This window comes from Vibrio sp. R15-SG3-ISO1B (genome assembly GCF_059833835.1).
Genome location: NZ_JCBDGG010000043.1, coordinates 1 through 20,278, shown reverse-complemented (window position 1 = coordinate 20,278; position 20,278 = coordinate 1). Strand labels below are relative to the sequence as shown.

Here is a 20,278-nt window from a genome sequence, read left to right as displayed (position 1 = left end):
ATGAAAAAACTCGTAATTTTTGACTTGGATGATACTATTTATCCAGAGCAGCAATACAATTTAGCATGTTATAGAGCTGCTGCTGACAGATTTCTTGAAGATTACTCTGTAGATATCTACCCATATATCGAAGAGCAGTTTAAGAAAAAAAACTACCAAAACCTTTTTTGTTTAGCGCTCGACAATGCCGGAATAACTTGTTCTGAAGACTATATTTTTAACGTATTAGTTAAGACTTACCGAAGCTTTAAGCCCGATTTAACACCTTATAAAGGCTTTAACGAGTATATTGAAAAGCTAAAAAAAAAGTTTCAGCTTGCTATCATCACGGATGGGCCTCTTGATATACAAAAATCTAAGATCAATGCTTTAGGTATTGCCGCAGACTTTGATTTAATACTATGTTCCTCTGAGTTGGGGGATAATGTCAAAAAACCTAGTTCAGAGCCCTTTGAATACGTATTGAGTAAGTTGAAGGTTCATCATCAAGATAGCGTTTATATTGGTGATAACATCAAGAAGGACTTCGTATACCCAAATCATTCCGGGATGCATTCAATTCATTTATCTAACAAATCAGAGAATGACAATTTAATTTATGATTTGCAAGTCGGTGAAGCAGCGCACCATTATTGTACGTCTTATGATGAATTGTATAAATTACTAATGATTCTATTCGAGCCGAGAAACTTATAAGAGTGAATTAGATTGCATGTTAGCATCTAATCCAGATAATTAAATTTTTGGTGGGTTGCCCCGCTAGAATGTGATGACAGAGAGATAATATGAGTCATTGTTGGCAAAATACGCTAATTTCAGAGTCAAATACTATTAAGCAAGCATTAGAAATCATAAATCGTGAAGCTCTACGTATGGCCGTAGTTGTAGATAAAGACAATCGGTTGCTAGGTGTGGTCACAGATGGTGATATTCGTAGAGGTTTGTTGGAAAGTTTGATGTTAACTGACACTGTAGCCAAAGTAATGAATTTAAACCCTATTACTGCGCAGGAAGGTGCGTCTAAGGAGCATCTTCTTGAGTTAATGGAACAGAGGCAGATATTGTCTATACCTCTGCTCGACCATAAGGGTAAAGTTGTAGGGCTTGAAACACTTCATAGTGCATTGATTAAAGACAATCACCCGAATCCAGTATTTATTATGGCTGGTGGCTTTGGTACTCGCTTACGACCGCTGACGGACAACTGTCCTAAACCAATGTTAAAAGTTGGTGGTAAACCTATTCTAGAAACCGTAATAAAGAGTTTTATTAGAGCGGGTTTCAACAATTTCTACATTTCCACGCACTACATGCCAGAACAAATTCACCAACATTTTGGTGATGGTAGTGACTTAGGGATTAGCATCTCTTATGTACACGAAGAGACTCCTTTAGGTACCGGTGGCGCTCTAGGCTTGCTACCTGAAGATATACCAAGTAATCTACCTTTAATTATGATAAACGGAGATGTATTGACCAAGGTGGATTTCCAACGGTTATTAAACTTCCATATAGAAAATGATGCGGACGCTACTATGTGTGTTCGTGAATATGATTATCAAATACCATACGGTGTTATTAATGGTGAAGGTAACCAGATAACAAGCATGGTCGAAAAACCAGTGCAGCGCTTTTTTGTAAATGCTGGTATCTATGTTGTTTCTTCAAGAGTTATTCGGTCTGTGGAAAAAAACCAGATTATTGATATGCCTACATTACTCGAACAGCATATGAAAGAGCGCCAAAAAGTACTTATGTTCCCTATTCATGAATATTGGCTAGATATTGGTCGTATGGATGATTTTAAAAGAGCTCAAGTCGACATTTTAACTTTAAGGATGGACCAATGATAAACGGTAAAAAGGTTTTAGCGTTTATTCCTGCTAGAGGTGGAAGTAAACGATTACCAAGAAAAAATGTGTTGCCTCTTGCCGGTAAACCTCTTATATGTTGGTCAATTGATGCGGCAAAATACAGTAAGTACATAGACAGTATTTTTGTTAGTACAGATGATTCAGAAATCGCTGAGGTAGCAAGTGAATGTGGAATTAATATACCAGAATTACGGCCTAAAAGGTTGGCTTCAGATACAGCAACAACAGAAAGTGTACTTATTTATACTCTTGAAAAGTTTGCTAAAGATGTGGACATTGTCATTGTACTTCAGCCTACGTCACCTCTACGTACAGCCAAACATATTGATAGTGCTTTAGAGCTGTTTATTGAAAAACAAGCTCAGTCAATTGTATCTGTTACCCCCTGTGAACACTCACCATTATGGAGTAATACTTTACCTAAAAATGGCTCTGTTCATAATTTTATACGACCTGAAGCATTAAAGCGCTCTCAAGATCTCGAGGAATTCTATCGATTTAATGGGGCTATTTATATTTTTGATACTAAAACTTTAAATGAGCAACAAAAGATTTTCTATAATTCCCAATCATATGCTTTTCTAATGGAAAATAGTGTATCAATTGATATAGATAACAAGCTTGACTTTGAACTGGCTGAGTTTTTTTTGAACAAATATGACCTAAATTCAATATGAGAAATGCACACTTAATTGTAAGTTTGGTTTCGAGCATATTACTAGTTTCTTTAACTTTACTTCAAATATCAGGATTAAAGCTTGATTATAAAGAATTAGAGTTGTTGATATTTATTCTAGTTGCTTTGAATTTGCTCTTAATGTCAACCTATAGAAAAGATTGGTCAAGTTTAGCCTATCTTTTTAATTTGACTTTTATCGTATTTTTATTATCAAAGCCGTTTGTAGATCTTTTGGGTTATCAAGATGCTCTGATTATCAATTCCTTGATAATAGAGAGATTTTCAGAGAACAAGTATAATTTAATATTAACCTATATAGCAGTTTCATATTCAATTATAAACATGGGGCTTGTTTTTCTATCTGATAGAGTCACATTTCCAAATTATGATGAGAGAATCTTCAATATATCAAAGCGAGTGATATTGGTTGCTACCCCTTTGATCATATATAAGTATTACCTTGAAACAATATACTTAATGAATAATGGTTACTTATCATTATTCACTGGAGGGTTAAGAAATGTGGACTATGGGAATGCTATAATTGCTAATTCCCATAGTTTGTTTTTAGCTGGTTTTTTCCTTTTGATTGCATCAAATCCTAAACTTGAATCATCAAAATGGTATTTGTATATTTTCTTAATCGTAAGTCTTTTAGATGCGCTAAAGGGTGCTCGTGGATTATTCGTATTACCTTTGTTGTATTGTTTTTGGTATGTTAATGCAAAAAAAGCTACTGGTATATCAAGGGGGAAAAAGTTAAAGTTAATAATTGTGGGATTTATACTCGTGCTTTCATCTCAATTGGCTGTAGATTTAAGGATGAAAAACTCGGACTATAAGGTGGATGTTTTTGATTCAATAGCAACATTCTTCTATCAACAAGGTAACTCTTTAAATGTTGTTTATTTCGCAGAGTTGTATAGAGATGAACTTAATTCGAATAATAATTCAGTACCATTTTTTTTAGAGCCAGTCGTTTTTCCATATTTATATATATTTCATAAGGATGAGTTAAGTCATGGCCAAACTGATGAAGCTGTTGCAATAAGACCTAATCTTAATCATAGACTAACATATATGTTAAATCCTCAGTATTATATCAACGGTGGAGGGCTGGGTAGTTCATATGTAGCAGAACTAGCTGTAATGAATCTAATTTATGTTATTGTGGGTTCTCTATTAATTCCTATAGCGATTATCTTGTTGATTCAAGGGCTCAAGTATAGGATGATCTTATTTTTATCTTACTTTATGATTTCTCACATATTATTTTTGCCCAGAGCTAGTTTAATCCCAAACTTTTGGGTCTTAGGTAAGTATTGTTTGTTTTTTATATTTTTGTATTACTTGTCAAGGTTTTGTTTTGTAAATGGTAAAGTTAAACTCAAGTCTCACTGATGTTGAAAGTGAAAAAGTTGCAAGTGGAATATTATTTTCTACATTAAGAATATTCTTTTCAGTAATCATACCGTTTTTAATGATACCAATGTATGCGAAGGCATTTGGTGTAGAGCTTCTTGGTATCTTTAATCTATCCTTGAGTGTTGTTAACTCGGCATTAGTTTTAGGCACATTTGGTTTAACTATTTACTCTATAAAAGAGAGTGGAACAAATAAGTATTCGAATAGAAAACTAGCTGAGAAAGCTATTGATGTTATAAAGATTAGACTTTTTTTTACTTTTTTTTTCTTAATGGTTTTAGGTGGTGCTGGGTATTTATTTGGGGAGTTTGATGATACGTTAATGTTATCTGTTTTATTGTTAGCATTTTCCGTATTTGGTGAAATAATTTCTAATGATTGGTTGTTTGTTTATTTTAAGCAACAAAAGATACTTTTTCTTAGAGGTGCTATTTTAAAGATTTTACTTCTGTTGGTTATGTATTTTTTAATTGATGATGGTGAGGATTACTTTACATTTTTAATGTTGTATTCATCAGTTAACTTTATTCTCTGTTTTGTTTTTCTCTATAAATCAGTAGATTTACTTACTGTAAACTGGCTCAGTATTCCTGATTTCTCAGTTATTTATAAAGCTTTGCCAATATTAGGTTTGACTTTGGCAAGCTCATTCTATGGAAAATTTGATTCGGTTATTTTAGGATATATACTTAGCAATTTTGACTACGGGATATATTCCGCCGCTTATAAACTAATACAAGTCGCATTAGTTATCATAACTTCGTGGGCTGTTGTTTTGTTACCTTATGTAACTCAGGGCAATAACTCTTTTGCTAAATATCTTAAGTTCACGTATGTCACATCGCTTTTAGTTGGTCTTTTTATATTTCATAATGCTGAAATAATAATAAGCCATCTATATGGTGATGATTTTATACCTTCTGTAGAGTTTATGAAATACATGTCTTTACTTATACCAATTGTAAGTGTATATAACTACATGTTATACCAAAATGATAGCAAGTTTTTACTCAAAAAAAGCGTCTTTTGGTTTCTGCTGTTTGTTGGGTTTAATATTTTATTTATTTTTATTTTTCGACATTCAACCAACCCAATTGTGTTTGTTTATCTCACTATACTTTTCAATTTTTTGATCTTACTTAGTGTGGTTTATTACACTAAAATTGATACGTTTTCTATAATTACTGTACAGTTATCATTGACAACTGTTGTGGTTTGTTTTCTATACAGTGTGTTCTTACATTGTTTAAAAGGATCTAATTTTTATTTACTAATTATTGCACAGGTTGGCTTTTTAGTGGCTGTTTTTATTGTTTTACTATTTATATTAAAGGTTGTTGACAAAAAATGGATAATGGTTTTATTTTGGCGACTTCGGGGTCGTTAAAAAGTATAAATGGAGTTGTTAGCTTTATAAAAAACTTGAATGACTATTTGATTCGTGACGAGTCATATCAAGGAGTTTTTCATTTTGGAAATCGGGGAGGGGAGCATTACAATAGTCAAGTTACATCTCATGATGAGCGCAAAGGAACCGTTATCTACAGGAGAAATAAATTACTATTGGCAATTAAAAATATGCTGATTCGAGTGCCGTTATTTGCTTTTTTTTGGTTGTGTTATGTATATATATACCCAGCTAAAATGGTTGCTAAGAAGGTAATGCAGAGTTCTTTTTCAAATACAATCATATCTAATGATATGTTTCTTTCTTTTTTTATTTCAAACACTAATAGAAAGTTGATTACAATCTTACATTCATCAGACAACCCTGTTAATCAGCTTTTATTATACTTTCCAAGTATTAAAGGAGGTTTTTTTGAACGTTTGTTAAGAAAAGTATTGTCCCGTGCGATTGTTAACTCGGATGCTGTAGTAACTCTGAATAAGTCTTTAAGAAATACCATTTCTAAAGAGTATCCAACGAAACTCGTTTATACAATATATAATGGTGTGCCGCATGTTAAATATGAGAGTTCGTATGAATCGAATGTTCAAAGTATAAGGCTTGTAGGTGTAGGTTCCCTAACAGTTAGAAAAGGTTTTGATTTAATAGTAGATGCATTTATAGACTCGGAATTAATTAGAGAGCAGCTCACCATAGACATATTAGGTGATGGCCCAGAAAGAGCATTTTTAACAAAACGAGTCATTGATAATGGTTTGGAAGGTATTATTAACTTTAAGGGAAATGTGTCTAATGTTAGTGAGGTTCTAGGTGGTTATGATATGTTTGTATTGCCTAGTCGTGATGAAGGGCTGCCTATAGCTATATTGGAAGCTTGCTCTGCATGTTTGCCTATAATTACGACTCGAGTTGGTGCTATACCTGAGGTATTCACAGAACAGGAAGTTATCTATATCGAAACTAATTCACAATCAATACAAAAAGTATTAGAGTCAGTAGTCAATAATGATGTGGATTTGAGCGGTTATTCAGATAAAGCTTATAAGAAATTTAGTAATTACTTATCAATTGAAGCAATGTGGAAGCAATATTCTAAAGTGTTGGAGGCTGTAAATGCAGAGCGTTGATATTGACAACGCAAAAAAACATCTTGATTTTTTAAATAATAACAATCTGACTAGATTGAATGTTGTTTTTTTTGCAGTATTAGCCCTTTATTATTTTGTTTTTATTTTTTTTGTGGTTTTAAAGACATCATTTAGGTTGAAGTTTACAACAAAAGAATTAAATGAAGCGTTTTTATCATGGAGTGACACGCATAGAAAAAACCTAAAGGTTTTAGCAAAAGGTAAAGATATAACATTCTTAAATAAAAAGATAGGTTATTCTTATTTCAATACATCTTTAAGTATATCAGAGTTGTATTTTTGCATTCGAGAGGTTGGACTTCGAAATATTTTATGTAGTAAAGGTTTTGTTTCATTTGCAGAGTTGCTTATATTGGAGCGATGGTTATCGAATAGTGGTGTTCGAAAAGTTTTTGTTGCAGGACATTATGATCGTTTAGTATTCAACATTTCACTTGCGTGTAAGAATCGGAAAGTAGATTTTGCTGTTTGCCAGCATGGTGTTGTTTCTGTTATTGAGTTGCCAAAAAAAATTTTTGTTGACGAAGTATATCTAAAATATGGGGTTTCAGAAGTAACTTTCGAAAAGTTCTATGTGGTTGGTAAGTTTTTTCTAACGCCTGAGTTGGACTTTGACAGAAGTCGAATAATAAATTCTGCACGCGCGAAGAATAAGAGAACTGTTCTTTTTATTGGACAGTTTGGGCATGTTGAAAAAACTTTAGATATTTTGAAATATTGTTCTAATTTTAATGATGTCGACATTCTCTTTTTACCGCACCCTTCTGATAAAGGTTCTGGGTATGAGAAATACTCTAAAGTAATAACGGAGCCTATTTTGGGGCCTTTTTTGGTTATATCTCTATTTTCTTCATTAGCTTATAGTTATCATTTGTTAGGGTATCGGACGGTTTTTTTCCCTGGTGATACACAATTAGATTTTTTAGACGATGGCACCGTGACGTGTTTGGAAACGCCCCAGGGTCTGCGTGAATATTTAAAGATTTAGGATTAATTATGTTTAATAATGCTACGTTGTTGATTACAGGCGGAACAGGCTCTTTCGGCAATGCTGTTTTGGATCGTTTTTTAGAGACCGATATTAAGGAAATTCGCATATTTTCTCGAGATGAAAAAAAACAAGATGACATGCGAAAGAAGTACAATAGCGATAAGCTTAAATTCTATATTGGCGATGTGCGTGATTATCAAAGTATTTTAAATGCAACTCGGGGCGTTGATTATATTTATCATGCAGCAGCGTTGAAGCAGGTGCCTTCTTGTGAGTTTCATCCGATGGAAGCTGTTAAAACGAATGTTCTAGGTACAGAAAATGTGTTGGAAGCAGCAATTCAAAATGAAGTTAAACGTATTGTTTGCTTAAGCACTGACAAAGCTGTTTATCCTATCAATGCGATGGGTATATCTAAAGCTATGATGGAAAAAGTCATCGTTGCTAAATCGCGCAATGTAGACCCAGATAAAACGGTTATCTCTGCAACACGTTACGGTAATGTAATGGCATCACGTGGCTCAGTGATTCCTCTCTTCTTGCGCCAAATCATTAGTGGTGACCCTATCACTATTACCGACCCTAATATGACACGCTTTATGATGACGCTAAATGATGCAGTCGACTTAGTACTGCACGCTTTTGAACATGGTGAAAATGGCGATATTTTCGTTCAAAAAGCACCCGCAGCCACCATTGACGTGCTAGTTAAAGCGCTGAAAGAGATCACGAGCAAGCCCGAGCATCAAGTTAATATTATTGGCACGCGACATGGTGAGAAGCTCTATGAAGCACTATGTAGTCGTGAAGAGATGTTTGTTGCACAAGATCAGGGTGATTACTATCGCATCCCTTCTGACAATCGTGACTTGAATTATGCAAAGTTCAACGAAGAGGGCGAGAAAGATCTATCAATTGTTGAAGATTATAATTCTCACAACACAACACGATTAGACGTTGAAGGTATGATTAAGCTTTTGCATAAGCTCGATTTTATCGTCGATATTGAGGCAGGTAGTCTTGTCGTGCCAGAGGGTGTATAAATGAAAATTGTTGTTACGGGTGCTAAAGGGTTTATAGGGCGAAATTTAGTCGTTATGTTGGCCGAGCGTGGTTATACAGACGTTTCTCAAATTGATATTGATACACCGAATGAAGTTGTTGTTGACGCATTATGCAGTGCTGATTTTGTCTATCACTTAGCTGGGGTGAATCGCCCGAAAGATGAAACAGAATTTAAGCAAGGTAATGCAGACTTAACGGAGTTCATAGTTGAGCAATTAACAGCATCAGGTAAACAAGCGCCGATCGTATTAAGTTCGTCCAGTCAAGCAGCGTTAGATAACGCATATGGTGTTAGTAAAGCGAGCGCAGAAAAAACAGTTGAGAATTATACTCACTCGACAGGTGCCCCCCACTATATTTATCGCTTTCCCAATGTGTTTGGTAAATGGTGTCGACCTAACTACAACTCGTTTATTGCAACTTTTTGCTATAACATCGCCAACAACCTAGATATACAGATCCACGACCCGTTGGCTAAAGTCACATTGGTTTATATCGATGATGTTTGTAATGAACTGATCGGCTTATTGGATAACCAAGCCGAACCTGGGTTAAAGACCGTTGCCACACAATACCACACTACTGTAGGTGAGGTTGCTGACAAGCTGTTTGCGTTTAAAGCGAGTAGAGACAATCTAGTCACCGAGAATGTTGGAACAGGTTTAACACGAGCGCTTTACTCCACCTATATAAGTTACTTTAAGCCAGAGCAGTTTCATTATGATCTGCCGAGTTATGGTGACGAGCGTGGTGTATTTTGTGAAATGCTTAAAACTAAAGAAAGCGGACAGTTTTCATTCTTTACCGCCCACCCTGGTATAACAAGAGGCGGTCACTATCACCACTCAAAGAATGAAAAGTTTTTGGTCATCAAAGGTCAGGCCCTGTTTAAGTTTGAAAACATCTCAACAGGCGAACGTTATGAATTAACTACCGATGGTGATTCGCCTCGTGTAGTGGAAACTGTGCCGGGTTGGTCTCACGATGTTACTAATGTTGGCGATGATGAGTTGATCGTTATGCTTTGGGCGAATGAGATATTTGACCGAGAAGCACCAGATACGTTTGCTAGACCTCTATAATTATTTAAGTAATTGATTATGAAAAAACTAAAAGTAATGTCAGTTGTGGGTACACGCCCAGAGATTATTCGCCTTTCACGAGTACTCGCAAAACTCGATGAACACTGTGAGCATATTCTGGTTCATACTGGCCAAAACTACGACTTTGAGCTTAACGAAGTTTTCTTTAATGATTTAGGTGTGCGTAAGCCCGACTACTTCTTGAATGCAGCAGGCAAGAATGCTGCTGAGACAATTGGTCAAGTAATCATTAAAGTCGATCAAGTACTAGAAAAAATTGAGCCTGAAGCAATGCTGGTACTAGGAGACACCAACTCTTGTATTTCTGCACTGCCAGCGAAGCGCCGTAAAGTACCAATTTTCCACATGGAAGCCGGAAATCGCTGTTTTGACCAGCGAGTACCAGAAGAGACAAACCGCCGAATTGTTGATCATACAGCGGATATCAATTTGACATACAGCACCATCGCACGCGACTACCTACTTGCAGAGGGGTTACCAGCAGATCGTGTGATCAAAACGGGTAGCCCGATGTTTGAAGTGCTGAACCACTACATGCCACAGATTGATAGCTCTGATGTGCTTGCAAGGCTTGGGCTTAGCAAAGGCGAGTTTTTTGTAGTCAGCGCACACCGTGAAGAGAATGTTGACTCGCCAAAGCAATTAGCAAAGTTAGCGGAAACACTCAATGCCGTTGCGGCACATTATGATATGCCTGTGATTGTTTCAACACACCCACGCACACGTAATCGTATTGAAGCACAGGGCTTAGAGTTCCAACCAAACATTCAACTGCTTAAGCCATTGGGTTTCCACGACTACAATCATCTTCAAAAAAACTCCAAAGCAGTGTTATCAGACAGTGGAACGATCAATGAAGAGTCATCGATCATGAACTTCCCAGCGGTTAACTTGCGTGAAGCGCATGAGCGCCCAGAAGGTATGGAAGAAGCATCAGTGATGATGGTTGGTTTGGGTGTTGAGCGTGTTATGCAAGCATTGCAGGTTTTGGAAACCCAGCCTGCTGGTGAGGAGCGTCTATTACGTCAAGTCTACGATTACTCGATGCCTAATGTATCGGATAAAGTTGTACGCATTATCCATTCGTATACTGATTATGTGAAACGAGTGGTATGGAAAGAGTACTAAGTGAACAATAAGAAAGTACTTGTTCTCGCTGAATATATCGGCGAGAACCATAATTCAACCGCTTACTATTGGTCAAAAATTGTTAAGCAACTTAGTAATGATTTTGATGTGGTTCTTGTCACGCCTGACTCATCACATTCTCGAAGTTTTGCTGATAAGTACAAAGTTGAAACAAGGTTTGTTGAACTCGCAAAGCATAATAAAAATAGCTTGATATCGAGGCTAATCGGTCAGGTTAAGCAATCGATTTTTTTTAGTCGGACTTTGCATAGAGAGATAGATGACACCGATTTAGTATTTACAGGGACCAACCCTATCATAACAATGTTTATGATGGCTTTGATAAAACGAGTTAATCCTTTTAAGTGGTTGGTGTTGGTTCATGATGTCTTTCCTAATAACTTAGTTCCAGCAGGTGTGACGACTAAGAGCAGTGTACTCTATCGTTTTCTGACTTACTTATCAAAAAAGGTTTATTCAGCGCCTGAACGTTTGATTTGTATTGGTCGAGATATGGAGATTTTGTTGGGTAGTAAAATTGATGACTCTACAAAAACCACCTACGTGCCAAACTGGGCATCGACAGAGTCAACAAAAAATGAACCTAAAGAGCAAAATACAATTTTGATTCAGCTTGGCTGGGATAAAGATAGCGTGGTATTTCAGTTTTTTGGGAATATGGGGCGCCTGCAAGGTATTTCAAACCTATTAGAGTCGATTAAATTAACGAAAAATGACAAAGCACGTTTTTTGTTTATAGGCTGTGGGTCTGAATCTACTCATGTCGAAAGGGAATTTAAAAAAATTAATGACATAAGTGGATATGAGCGAGTTCATTATTATGGTCGCTTAGATCTAGAAAAAAATAACCATGGCCTTAATGCCTGTGATGTGGCATTCGTAACCCTGTCAAATGGTATGTATGGTTTGGGTGTGCCTAGTAAGGCTTACTTTTCGATGGCAGCCGATAAACCGATAATTTATGTTGGAGAAGTAGGCACAGAGTTAGAGTTATTGCTTGGTGACCACCGTGTAGGTTGGCATTGTGCCCCCGAGAAACCTTCAGAGCTGGCAAGGTTAATCGATAATATTGCCGAAAGTTATGGTTCAAGTGTTGATCATCAGTTGCACCCAAGGGCAGTTCTTGAAAAAGAATTCTCTGAACAAATCGCTCTGGGTGCTATAACCCTGCAGGTTAAGGAGTTGCTTGAAAAATGAACATACTACTAACAGGAAGCACTGGTTTTGTCGGTAGTTATCTCGCCTCTGAATATGGTGTCTATAAACATGTGGTTAGAAGGGGTGAAGCTCATGACTTTAGCTCTGTTTATATGGTGGATAGTATAAACTCGACGGAGAAGTGGGAGTTTGCATTTGAAGGTGTCGATGTGGTCGTGCATTTAGCTGGCCTCGCGCACTCTACGAACTTTTCAACAGAAGATTACCAAGAAGTTAATGTCAAAGGAACGCTGCGTTTGGCATGTAAAGCCCATGAAGCTGGTGTAAAACGTTTAGTATTTGTTAGCTCTATAGGTGTAAATGGTATGGCTACCATATCTAAGCCATTTGAGCATGTGGATGAGCCCTGCCCACATAACCCTTACTCTCAATCAAAACTTGACGCAGAGATAGGTTTAAAAAAAATTGCAATCGAGACAGGATTAGAGGTAGTAATTGTCCGTCCGGCATTGGTTTATGGCCCTGGTGCGCCCGGTAACTTTGGGGCACTGACTAGATTAGTGAGTAAGCTTCCAGTTTTGCCCTTTGGCTTAGCAGATAATCGTCGTGACTTCATAGCATTGCAGAATTTGGCCGATTTACTTGTTACATGTGCATCTCATCCCAATGCATCTGGCCATACATTTTTGGCCAGTGATATGGAAACAGTGTCTATTAAAGAGTTTACCAATGCAATTGGTGAGGGGCTTGGAGTGAAAATTGTTCAGTTACCAATCCCTGTTAGTTTGATGAGATTTATTGGCAAAGTTACTGGGAAATCCGCGATGATAGAACAGCTATATGGTGACTTACATGTAGACTCTTCAAACATAAAGGAGGTTCTTGGATGGACCCCTCCTTTAACAATGAAGCAAGCAATGTCTTTATTACACAATTCGAGTAAATAAACATGATTCGACTCTTAGATTTTCTCGCCGCTTTCTTTGGGCTGCTTTTCCTATGGCCTATCTTGCTTATTGTCACTGTCATTGGTTTGTTCGACACTGGCTCGCCGATCTTTGTTCAAGAGCGGGTAGGGCGCAATAAAAAGCCTTTTAAGTTGATTAAGTTTCGTACCATGACGGTCGAGACAAAATCTGTAGCCAGTCACCTCGCCAGTAATGCGTCGATCACCAAGCTCGGTGGCTTTTTGCGCAAAACTAAAATTGATGAATTGCCTCAGTTGATCAATGTATTAAAAGGCGAGATGAGCCTAGTAGGTCCAAGACCGAACCTCTTTAATCAAGAAGAGTTGATTAAAGAGCGTGAGGCGAAAGGGGTGTATGATGTACTGCCTGGTATCACAGGTCTTGCCCAGGTGCAAAATATCGATATGTCGACCCCCGCATTGTTAGCTGAAACCGACAAAACCATGATTGATACCTTGACGCTAAAAGACTACTTTCGATACATCATCATGACGGCCACTGGTAGTGGTGCGGGCGACGCTGTCAAATAAACGCCTAAATAACAATACAATAATTCGGGTAAATAACCATGGCTAGGCTCAACTACATCTGGAACCTTTCTCGCTTCAATAAGCGATTGATCAGTATCTTTATTGATACGCTGTTTCTATTGATCGCTTTTTACGCTGCGTACTGGACGCGTATCGGCAACATCAAGCCTCTGGATGATGTTTCCACTCAATATGTCCTAATAGGCACTTGGGTTATCACTGTCTTTGCTTTTAGCAAGCTGGGGTTATACCGAGCCGTACTGCGTTACTTGACGTTCCATGCCCTTGCTGTGGTGAGTATCGGTACATTAGTTTCTGCCTCCACTGTTGCGGTGCTTGCTTTTTACTTCGATGCTGCAGTGCCGCGTTCTGTGCCCATTATTTATGGTGCGTTCCTTTGTTTACTGAGTGGTGGCTCTAGGCTCGTGGTACGTGTATTGGTCAATCAATCGAACGATAAGGGCAAAAAGAGTGTCTTGATTTATGGGGCTGGGGCCGCAGGTCGCCAGCTCGCTCTGGCTCTACGATCATCTGAAACCCATAAAGTGGTTGGCTTTCTAGACAATGATGCCACTTTAGAAAATACCATCATCATGGGCTTAAAGGTCAAATCCGTCTCGCGTGCTCAGCGTTGGATTGAAAAGTGCGGTGTGACTCAAATATTGATGGCCGTACCCAGTGCCTCTCGCGCTCGTAGAAAAGAGATACTCGACTCGTTGGTCCATTTATCGGCAGAGGTGCTTACCGTACCCGATATGCAAGATATTGTGGATGGCAAAGCCAAGATTGATGAGCTTAAAGATGTCGCGATTGAGGATTTGCTTGGCCGAGATCCGGTTGCTCCGCAGCAAGCGCTGATGGAAGCTAACATCAAAGGCAAAGTGGTGATGGTCACCGGTGCGGGTGGCTCGATTGGTTCTGAGTTGTGTCGTCAAATTGTTCGTCAGAAGCCGAAAGCCTTGGTGCTGTTTGAACTCTCTGAATTTGGTTTGTACCAAATCGATAGAGAGTTATCCCAGTTAGTGGTAAGTAAAGGGCTGACTGTGGAGATCATTCCTCTGCTAGGTTCGGTTCAGCGTATTAACCGCCTGTCTACCACTATGCGTAGCTTTGGTGTGCAAACCGTCTACCACGCCGCTGCGTATAAACACGTGCCTCTGGTTGAGTACAACGTAGTCGAAGGGGTGCGAAACAATGTGTTTGGTACTTACTACGCGGCGAAGGCGGCCATTGAGGCAAAAGTGGAATCCTTTGTTCTCATTTCTACGGACAAGGCTGTGCGCCCTACCAACGTAATGGGTACCACTAAGCGTATGGCAGAGCTAGGCCTGCAAGCGCTTGCTGAGCAAGAAAACGCGCGAAAAAAAGGCACACGCTTTTGCATGGTGCGATTTGGCAACGTATTAGGTTCATCAGGTTCAGTGATCCCGCTCTTCAAGCGCCAAATCGCCGCAGGCGGCCCGATTACTGTTACCCATCCAGAGATCATCCGATACTTTATGACCATCCCAGAAGCGGCGCAGCTCGTGATTCAAGCAGGCGCTATGGGTAAGGGGGGGGATGTGTTTGTACTGGATATGGGCGAGCCGGTTAAAATCACCGATCTGGCGGAAAACCTAATTCATCTATCCGGGCTGGAAGTCAAAAATGAACAAAACCCATACGGGGATATTGCGATTGAGTTCTCAGGTCTAAGGCCGGGAGAGAAATTGTTTGAGGAGCTGCTGATCGGTGAAAATGTTGGGGAAACCGCGCACCCAAGGATCATGACGGCCAATGAGCAGTTTTTATCGCTAGCCGAGTATGACGCACTGCTTGATAATCTCGATAGCGCTTGCCACAACTTTGAGCATGACAAGATTAGGCAGTTATTGCTTGATGCGCCTACAGGGTTCAACCCGACTGATGGTATTGGCGACCTAGTGTGGCAAAAGCTGCATGAAGAGAGTGAAGAGTGCGATACCATTCATTAGTAATAGATCGATTTAAGATAAAAATAGCGCCTATCTGGCGCTATTTTTATAAGGATCTTACAAAATCCGTTTCAACACCCGATCCGCTCTCACACGCGTGATCTTGCGCATCAGCTTCTTCACCGGCAGCGGGTAATCGTCAAACTTCTCCACTTGCTTATAAGTGCAGATTAACTGCGTGTGCTTGAGGATGTTCTCTACCTCCTGCTCGAACTGCGGGGTCAGGTGATGGTAGTCATCTCTGATGAGCAGCGCGTTTTCGAGATCTAGGCTCCATGCACGTGGGTTGAGGTTGTTGCCCGTGATCATCATGTAACGCTTATCGACCCAAATACCTTTGAGGTGGAAGCTGTTTTCATCGTGCTTCCACAGTCTCAAAGAGAGCTTTCTGGCGGCAATATTGGCTTCATTGGCTTTGGCAAACGCGCGCAAGTTGCGCTCGTAAAGATACGGCAGGCCGCCAATGGTTTTGAACTCTTGCTCCGGGGAGATGTAAAAGTCGTTGGCGGTCTTATCACCCACCACAATGGTGACTTTTACGCCGCGACGGATGGCTTTTTTCACCTCTTTCGCGACGCTGCGCGGGAAGTTGAAGTAGGGCGTGCAAATGAAAATCTCATCTTTGGCCATCGCCAGTAAATGGTTGATGCTTTGGTTGAGCTTGTTGCGCTTTTTCCCCACGCCGACAATCGGCGTCACCGCGACTTGATGCGCGCCAATGCTTTGCGGCTCAAACGGGTAACTGGCTTTGGCGAGTTGCGCGCGCAGTTGGCGAATTTGCGCTTTGATCTGCGCGGTTTCCGGCTTGCTTGGGCACGCGAGATCGTTCACGGCCGGGTGCGCGACCATGGCTTCATCAATAAACTCGGCCATGCTATCGGCGAGCGCTGGGTTTGCCAATACATGGTAGCGGTCAAAGCGGTAGCGTTCTTTATAATGCAGGTAGATGTTGTTTAAGCTGGCGCCGCTGTAGATGACTTCGTCATCAATCACAAAACCTTTGAGGTGCAGCACACCAAACACTTCACGACCACGAACCGGAATGCCGTACACAGGTACGCGATGGGTATACTGCTCAGCAAAGCGCTTGTACATCGCGGCGTTGGTTTCGCCGGGCTCTGCGCCAATCAGCCCACGCTGCGCGCGGTGCCAGTCGACGCACACTTTGACATCAAGACCTGGGTTACGCTGCTTGGCTTCATAGAGCTCGGTGAGGATCGCTCGGCCGGCCTCATCGTCTTCCAAGTAGAGCGCAACCAGATAGATTCGCTTGCTTGCCTGACGAATCGCTTCAATTAAGCGAGTTCGAAAATCGGCCGCAGAAAACAGCGTTTCAAACTGAGCTGGATCCTGAGCCAGAGCAGGCAGTTGCTCAAACAAATTACGATTGGTCATCATGGTGACGGCGTTACCTTTATTTAAAGTGGACAGGGAGTTTAGCAAGAAATCGGTGATGGTTGATAGGTTTGCGTCAAGACGAAAGTGTATTTTTGTGTGTGGGGGAGGAGTTCCTAGTGGCTAGTGCCTAGTTCCTAGATCCTAGTTCCTAGAGGGGGGCGAGTGGTTTCGGGGGGTGTTTTATGCTCAAATGTTTGCTGCTGGGCAATAGGTACTAAGATCTTGGTTCGTGTCTCTCCACTCCCTTCTAGGCACTAGGACCTAGGATCTTATTTGTGTCTCTCCATTCCCCTCTAGGCACTAGGAACTAGGACCTTATTTTCTATCCCCATTTCTAGGAACTCGCCTCTAAATAACCCCCATCGCCACTAACTGTGGTTTACCCCGAGCATAACGCTCAAACAGATTCTTCACATCATTTGGCAGCGCGCTTTTGTCGAGCGTGGTAAAGCCATGTTGGGCGTAAAAGGCTTCGAGGTGAGGGTAGGCAAAGCAGTAGTCGTGTGGGCCGAGAATGTGCTTTTGGCAATACTCAAGCAGCGCGTGACCCAGCCCTTGGCCTCGCTGGCTCGGCACCACAAGCATGCCGGTTAATAAGCGATATTCAGCAAGGCTTCGAAAGCGTACCACCGCCGCGATTTCGGTGCCGATATAGCCCGAAATCACCAACTCATCACTCCTCGCCTTACCCGCCGGATAGTGCGCTTTATACAAGCGGTTCACCAGCGGCAGCTTCATCGCCTCAACCTCAACAATCTTTGAAAACACCCCAAACTCCTTGCCATCGCTCTACCTCATCCCATAATACCACCCACCACCCACCACCCACCACCCACCACCCACCACCCACCACCTCTAGGAACTAGAGACTAGGAACTAGGCACTCCCCCTCTAGGAACTAGGCACTCGCCACTAGGAACTCCCCCCCCCATCGAGTAGAATATCAACACCTGTCAACCACCCAACCTTATCCATGCTGACACCCATGCCTGAAACCATTCAAACTCACGCCGACCTCGCTTGCCACCATACCTTTGCCATCGCGCAAACCTGTGAGGTGCTGATTGAAGCCCACACGCAGCAGGATATTATCGATATCTATCAAAACCGTGCGTATGCAGAACTGCCGAAGCTGATGCTGGGCAAGGGCAGCAATATGCTGTTTACCGCGCCGTATCAAGGTGTGGTGATCGTCAATCATTTGCTCGGCAAAACCGTGCAAGAGAGCGATACCCATTGGCATTTGCATATTGAGGCGGGGGAAGACTGGCCAGCACTGGTGAAGTGGTGCGTAGAGTCTGGCTACTATGGGCTGGAAAACCTGGCCTTGATTCCAGGCTGTGCGGGCAGTGCGCCGATTCAAAACATTGGCGCTTACGGCGTGGAGCTACAAGATGTGTGCGAATACGTGGATGTGCTCTGTCTTGATAGCTTTGAAGTGCGCCGAATGCGCGCGCAAGAGTGCCAGTTCGGTTATCGTGATTCGATTTTTAAACGCGATTTATACCAAAAAGTGGTGATTGTGGCGCTTGGGTTAAAGCTTGCGAAAGCGTGGCAGTCCAATATTGCTTATGGCCCGCTGCAAGGCTTTGCGCGTGAAAACGTCACCGCCCAAGAGATTTTTGATACTGTGTGCCGCGTTAGACAAGAAAAACTGCCTGACCCGAGCGTGCAAGGCAACGCCGGCAGTTTTTTCAAAAACCCCGTCGTGAGCAAATCAGACTATGAAAGGTTAAGCGATGCGTTTCCAACGCTGGTGGCCTATCCCTCAGGGGATTCAGATGAAGGCGCGATGAAACTCGCGGCTGGCTGGTTGATTGACCAATGTGGGCTAAAAGGGCATCGCATTGGCGGCGCGCAAGTGCATCCAAATCAAGCATTAGTGATAGTCAATACCGGTGACGCGAGTGCTGAAGATGTGCTGGAACTTGCCGCGACAGTGCGCGCTAAAGTGCAAGCCACCTTTGGTGTCACGCTCGAGCACGAAGTGCGCTTTATGGGGCCACAAGGCGAGACGCGCCTTGAAACGCTACTGGAAGAGGGGCGAGTCAGCGCGGCGAAGTTGTCCATCGATCGCGCAGTGCAAGGAGAGATGCGATGAAAGAGCACCACACCAAACTCACGCTCTTAAGCCAGCTCAGTGATGGTCAATTTCACTCGGGTGAGGCGCTCGGTGAGCAGCTGGGCATCTCACGTGCGGCAGTCAGTAAACACATTAAAGGCATTCAAGAGTGGGGCGTCGACATCTTTCGTGTCCAGGGCAAAGGTTATCAATTAGCCAAACCGATGCAGTTGCTCGATGAAGCCGTGCTTAAAGCCAGCCTGGCGACGCCACTTGAGCTGATCCCGATTATTGACTCGACCAATCAACATCTTCTCAATCAAGCAGACAGCCTGACTTCAGGCGCGGTCTGTTTGGCGGAATACCAAGCCAAAGGGCGTGGCCGACGCGGCCGAGAATGGATCTCACCGTTTGGCTCTAACCTTTATCTTTCGATGTTTTGGCGTCTCGATGCTGGCATGGCCGCGGCGATGGGGCTGAGCTTAGTGGTCGGCGTGGCAATTGTCGAAGCGCTCGAAGCCCTCGGGATTGACGGTGTGAAACTCAAATGGCCCAACGATCTCTATTACCAAGACAAAAAACTCGCTGGGATCTTGGTCGAAATGTCCGGCCAAGCGGGCGCCGCCGCCAGCCTTGTGATTGGTATGGGCATGAACCTGCAAATGGCCGCGGGCAGCGAGCGCTCCACCTCGGCTATTACCCAGCCTTGGACCTCCCTCTTTGAGGTGACCGGGGAAAGCGTCGATCGCAATCAATTGGCTATCACCTTAATTAAAACCCTGCACCGCGCGTTGTCTGATTATGAACTGCAAGGGATGCACGGTTTTGTCGAGCGTTGGAACCGGTTGGATAACTTTCTCGGCCGTCCTATAAAACTCATTATGGGGCCAAGAGAGGTGTACGGTATTGCAAGGGGCATCAACGCGCAAGGCGCGGTATTGATTGAGACAGAGCAAGGGGTAGAAGAGTATGTGGGCGGGGAAGTGAGTCTGAGGGGCGCATGAAAACGGGCGAGCGAATACTCCACATCATCAAACGCGAAGGCAGCGTGACCGCCAAGCAGATTGCCGATCTGCTAGATATGACGACCATGGGCGCGCGCCAGCATTTGCAAGCGTTGGAAGACGACAGCTTGCTGGCGATTGAAGATATTCGCGTCAAAGTGGGTCGGCCGACACGCCACTGGTCTTTAACGGCGAAAGGTCATCGCCATTTTGCTGATCGTCATGGAGAGCTGACGATTCAAGTCATCGACGCGGTAGGGCGTCTGTATGGCCTCGAAGGGGTAGAAAAAGTGACCCTCGATCGCGAAAGCCAAACCTTGGCGCACTATCAAGCGCGTATGCA

The 20,278-nt window shown here is 41.9% G+C and carries 19 protein-coding genes; 17 read left to right on the top strand and 2 right to left on the bottom strand.

Annotated elements, in window-relative coordinates:
• From AC6R0S_RS12610 to AC6R0S_RS12545, 14 genes are all read left to right on the top strand, one after another.
• Entirely contained in the window at positions 1–696 is a 696-nt protein-coding gene (locus tag AC6R0S_RS12610; protein WP_500638049.1) for an HAD family hydrolase, read from the top strand.
• A gap of 89 nt (positions 697–785) precedes the next feature.
• Positions 786–1,850 (top strand): nucleotidyltransferase family protein, encoded by a 1,065-nt coding sequence (locus AC6R0S_RS12605; RefSeq protein ID WP_500638048.1) that lies wholly within the window; start codon positions 786–788, stop codon positions 1,848–1,850.
• A complete protein-coding gene (locus AC6R0S_RS12600) occupies positions 1,847–2,551 on the top strand; it encodes an acylneuraminate cytidylyltransferase family protein (RefSeq protein WP_500638047.1) in 705 nt (234 codons plus the stop codon). The genes AC6R0S_RS12605 and AC6R0S_RS12600 overlap by 4 nt, the downstream gene beginning before the upstream one ends.
• The gene (gene wzy, locus AC6R0S_RS12595) at positions 2,548–3,954 is read left to right on the top strand and encodes an O-antigen polysaccharide polymerase Wzy (RefSeq protein WP_500638046.1); all 1,407 of its coding nucleotides are present in this window, start codon (positions 2,548–2,550) and stop codon (positions 3,952–3,954) included. The genes AC6R0S_RS12600 and wzy overlap by 4 nt, the downstream gene beginning before the upstream one ends.
• Positions 3,926–5,365: an oligosaccharide flippase family protein gene (locus AC6R0S_RS12590; protein WP_500638045.1), complete on the top strand. Its 1,440-nt coding sequence runs from the start codon at positions 3,926–3,928 to the stop codon at positions 5,363–5,365. The genes wzy and AC6R0S_RS12590 overlap by 29 nt, the downstream gene beginning before the upstream one ends.
• Positions 5,326–6,513, top strand: a complete 1,188-nt coding sequence (locus tag AC6R0S_RS12585) for a glycosyltransferase family 4 protein (protein ID WP_500638044.1) — start codon at positions 5,326–5,328, stop codon at positions 6,511–6,513. The genes AC6R0S_RS12590 and AC6R0S_RS12585 overlap by 40 nt, the downstream gene beginning before the upstream one ends.
• Positions 6,500–7,522, top strand: a complete 1,023-nt coding sequence (locus AC6R0S_RS12580) for a hypothetical protein (RefSeq protein ID WP_500638043.1) — start codon at positions 6,500–6,502, stop codon at positions 7,520–7,522. Before AC6R0S_RS12585 ends, AC6R0S_RS12580 begins: the two co-directional genes overlap by 14 nt.
• 8 nt (positions 7,523–7,530) lie before the next feature.
• On the top strand, positions 7,531–8,568 hold the full coding sequence (locus tag AC6R0S_RS12575) for a polysaccharide biosynthesis protein (protein ID WP_500638042.1): 1,038 nt from the start codon (positions 7,531–7,533) through the stop codon (positions 8,566–8,568).
• Complete coding sequence (gene wbjC / locus AC6R0S_RS12570) at positions 8,569–9,672, top strand: UDP-2-acetamido-2,6-beta-L-arabino-hexul-4-ose reductase (RefSeq protein WP_500638041.1); 1,104 nt, start codon at positions 8,569–8,571, stop codon at positions 9,670–9,672.
• A gap of 18 nt (positions 9,673–9,690) precedes the next feature.
• Positions 9,691–10,821: a non-hydrolyzing UDP-N-acetylglucosamine 2-epimerase gene (gene wecB / locus AC6R0S_RS12565; protein WP_500638040.1), complete on the top strand. Its 1,131-nt coding sequence runs from the start codon at positions 9,691–9,693 to the stop codon at positions 10,819–10,821.
• The gene (locus tag AC6R0S_RS12560) at positions 10,822–12,039 is read left to right on the top strand and encodes a glycosyltransferase family 4 protein (RefSeq protein WP_500638039.1); all 1,218 of its coding nucleotides are present in this window, start codon (positions 10,822–10,824) and stop codon (positions 12,037–12,039) included.
• Positions 12,036–12,947, top strand: a complete 912-nt coding sequence (locus AC6R0S_RS12555) for an NAD-dependent epimerase/dehydratase family protein (RefSeq protein ID WP_500638038.1) — start codon at positions 12,036–12,038, stop codon at positions 12,945–12,947. Before AC6R0S_RS12560 ends, AC6R0S_RS12555 begins: the two co-directional genes overlap by 4 nt.
• Positions 12,948–12,949: 2 nt before the next feature.
• Entirely contained in the window at positions 12,950–13,498 is a 549-nt protein-coding gene (locus AC6R0S_RS12550; RefSeq protein WP_500638037.1) for a sugar transferase, read from the top strand.
• Positions 13,499–13,536: 38 nt separating this feature from the next.
• Positions 13,537–15,471, top strand: a complete 1,935-nt coding sequence (locus tag AC6R0S_RS12545) for a polysaccharide biosynthesis protein (RefSeq protein WP_500638036.1) — start codon at positions 13,537–13,539, stop codon at positions 15,469–15,471.
• A gap of 57 nt (positions 15,472–15,528) precedes the next feature.
• Here AC6R0S_RS12545 and pssA read toward each other — a convergent pair whose 3' ends face one another.
• Together pssA and AC6R0S_RS12535 are read right to left on the bottom strand one after the other, a co-directional pair.
• Positions 15,529–16,869, bottom strand: a complete 1,341-nt coding sequence (gene pssA, locus AC6R0S_RS12540) for a CDP-diacylglycerol--serine O-phosphatidyltransferase (protein ID WP_500638035.1) — start codon at positions 16,867–16,869, stop codon at positions 15,529–15,531.
• 348 nt (positions 16,870–17,217) lie between these two features.
• On the bottom strand, positions 17,218–17,637 hold the full coding sequence (locus AC6R0S_RS12535; protein ID WP_500638034.1) for a GNAT family N-acetyltransferase: 420 nt from the start codon (positions 17,635–17,637) through the stop codon (positions 17,218–17,220).
• 217 nt (positions 17,638–17,854) lie between these two features.
• On the opposite strand from AC6R0S_RS12535, the gene murB reads away from it, so the two are divergent.
• From murB to AC6R0S_RS12520, 3 genes are all read left to right on the top strand, one after another.
• Positions 17,855–18,970: a UDP-N-acetylmuramate dehydrogenase gene (murB, locus tag AC6R0S_RS12530; protein WP_500638033.1), complete on the top strand. Its 1,116-nt coding sequence runs from the start codon at positions 17,855–17,857 to the stop codon at positions 18,968–18,970.
• Positions 18,967–19,935: a bifunctional biotin--[acetyl-CoA-carboxylase] ligase/biotin operon repressor BirA gene (birA, locus tag AC6R0S_RS12525; protein WP_500638032.1), complete on the top strand. Its 969-nt coding sequence runs from the start codon at positions 18,967–18,969 to the stop codon at positions 19,933–19,935. The genes murB and birA overlap by 4 nt, the downstream gene beginning before the upstream one ends.
• On the top strand, positions 19,932–20,278 hold a 347-nt coding region (locus AC6R0S_RS12520), incomplete at its 3' end, for a helix-turn-helix transcriptional regulator (RefSeq protein ID WP_500638031.1). The genes birA and AC6R0S_RS12520, both read left to right, overlap by 4 nt.

Excerpts from the sequence above, each read along its gene's own strand:
- AC6R0S_RS12610 (WP_500638049.1), top strand. The coding sequence starts at position 1 with ATGAAAAAACTCGTAATTTTTGACTTGGATGATACTATTTATCCAGAG.
- AC6R0S_RS12605 (WP_500638048.1), top strand. The coding sequence starts at position 786 with ATGAGTCATTGTTGGCAAAATACGCTAATTTCAGAGTCAAATACTATT.
- AC6R0S_RS12600 (WP_500638047.1), top strand. The coding sequence starts at position 1,847 with ATGATAAACGGTAAAAAGGTTTTAGCGTTTATTCCTGCTAGAGGTGGA.
- wzy (WP_500638046.1), top strand. The coding sequence starts at position 2,548 with ATGAGAAATGCACACTTAATTGTAAGTTTGGTTTCGAGCATATTACTA.
- AC6R0S_RS12590 (WP_500638045.1), top strand. The coding sequence starts at position 3,926 with ATGGTAAAGTTAAACTCAAGTCTCACTGATGTTGAAAGTGAAAAAGTT.
- AC6R0S_RS12585 (WP_500638044.1), top strand. The coding sequence starts at position 5,326 with ATGGATAATGGTTTTATTTTGGCGACTTCGGGGTCGTTAAAAAGTATA.
- AC6R0S_RS12580 (WP_500638043.1), top strand. The coding sequence starts at position 6,500 with ATGCAGAGCGTTGATATTGACAACGCAAAAAAACATCTTGATTTTTTA.
- AC6R0S_RS12575 (WP_500638042.1), top strand. The coding sequence starts at position 7,531 with ATGTTTAATAATGCTACGTTGTTGATTACAGGCGGAACAGGCTCTTTC.
- wbjC (WP_500638041.1), top strand. The coding sequence starts at position 8,569 with ATGAAAATTGTTGTTACGGGTGCTAAAGGGTTTATAGGGCGAAATTTA.
- wecB (WP_500638040.1), top strand. The coding sequence starts at position 9,691 with ATGAAAAAACTAAAAGTAATGTCAGTTGTGGGTACACGCCCAGAGATT.
- AC6R0S_RS12555 (WP_500638038.1), top strand. The coding sequence starts at position 12,036 with ATGAACATACTACTAACAGGAAGCACTGGTTTTGTCGGTAGTTATCTC.
- AC6R0S_RS12550 (WP_500638037.1), top strand. The coding sequence starts at position 12,950 with ATGATTCGACTCTTAGATTTTCTCGCCGCTTTCTTTGGGCTGCTTTTC.
- AC6R0S_RS12545 (WP_500638036.1), top strand. The coding sequence starts at position 13,537 with ATGGCTAGGCTCAACTACATCTGGAACCTTTCTCGCTTCAATAAGCGA.
- pssA (WP_500638035.1), bottom strand. The coding sequence starts at position 16,869 with ATGATGACCAATCGTAATTTGTTTGAGCAACTGCCTGCTCTGGCTCAG.
- murB (WP_500638033.1), top strand. The coding sequence starts at position 17,855 with ATGCCTGAAACCATTCAAACTCACGCCGACCTCGCTTGCCACCATACC.
- birA (WP_500638032.1), top strand. The coding sequence starts at position 18,967 with ATGAAAGAGCACCACACCAAACTCACGCTCTTAAGCCAGCTCAGTGAT.